The organism is Haloferax profundi (assembly GCF_001469865.1).
Classification (GTDB): Archaea; Halobacteriota; Halobacteria; order Halobacteriales; family Haloferacaceae; genus Haloferax; species Haloferax profundi.
Window position 1 is genome coordinate 1 of the sequence record NZ_LOPV01000261.1, and the last position, 1,178, is coordinate 1,178.

1 protein-coding gene is annotated in these 1,178 nt (G+C 50.2%); it reads left to right on the forward strand.

Features of this window, described 5'->3' with window-relative positions; all coding sequences use genetic code 11:
* Positions 1-498: 498 nt before the first annotated feature.
* Positions 499-1,176, forward strand: a complete 678-nt coding sequence (locus tag AUR66_RS11810) for an IS6 family transposase (RefSeq protein WP_058572582.1) — start codon at positions 499-501, stop codon at positions 1,174-1,176.
* The last annotated feature ends 2 nt before the right edge of the window (positions 1,177-1,178 follow it).

The window sequence follows — 1,178 nt, forward strand, 5'->3', positions numbered from 1 at the left end:
AAGGTACGAGCGCCTTTTTTTGTAAATCCAATTGTATAGATAGTGTGACTCCCTTCCGATCTATTTGACATGGTATAAATTAGTCTCACAGTACCAGATAAATACTTGGTAAATGTCATAATTGAGGCCTCCTTTGGTTTTGACTTACCGTCGTCGCCAACTTGGCCCTGTCAGCAGGTCAAACAAGTATCGTCCTGCTTGCCGGCATTTATTGATTTCAGACCGTCATGGAGCAGAAAGACCCGAACGTCCACGATGACGGTTCCCGCACCTTCGAGACCAGACGTGGCTCATTGGTCACGTAACTGGCATCACACAGAACCGCTGTCGAATGCCGTGTTTCCAATATTTATGCGTGTTACCTGGTTAGTTCACTGAATACAGGACATCGGCGGTCGAGCGACATAACCAGTAAATATACCGAAATATTTGATCAACAGGCACTGTCTAGTTAAGCCAGTTTGAGGAACGAGCAGGTCGTTGAGTGAGTTTGGGAAGATGCTCGCAGACCTGCTCAGCGAGTGCTTTGCGACGGATTATGAAGAAACTTGGGAGCGTGAGCGGACGGCGACACCCGTTAGGATGTTCGCCGTCCAGCTCCACGCGACCGGATGTTCACTCAGAGAAACAAAACAGATTCTTCGCTATCTCGGCGTTGAACGCTCTCACCAAGCTATTTGGCAATGGGTACATCGGTTGGCCGACAGCGGTCACAACCCGCCTGAGGCGAAGCCGAAGCGGGTTGCGGTCGACGAGACCGCTGTCAAAATCAATGGCGAGTGGTCTTGGTTGTACGCTGCAATAGACATCGAGACAAAGCTGATTCTTGACGTCGAATTGTTTGGACGACATGGTACCGACCCGGCTGCTGCGTTTCTCCATCGACTTTCCGAGAAACACGATCTCTCAGACACTGTGTTTCTCGTTGATGGCTACGGCTATCAGACTGCCCTCTCTCGATTAGGATTGAGCGGTCGGCTTGACTACGTCGATCGAAACCTCATCGAAAAGTGGTTTCACACCCTCAAAATGCGAGTCGACCGCTTCCATAATTCGTGGGTGGGCAGTCACGGAAGCGTCCGTGAGTTGTTCATACAATTTGTGCAATACTATAACTTCCACCGACCGCATCAATCGCTCGACGGACGAACACCGGTTGAGGAGGTCACTAACTAGAC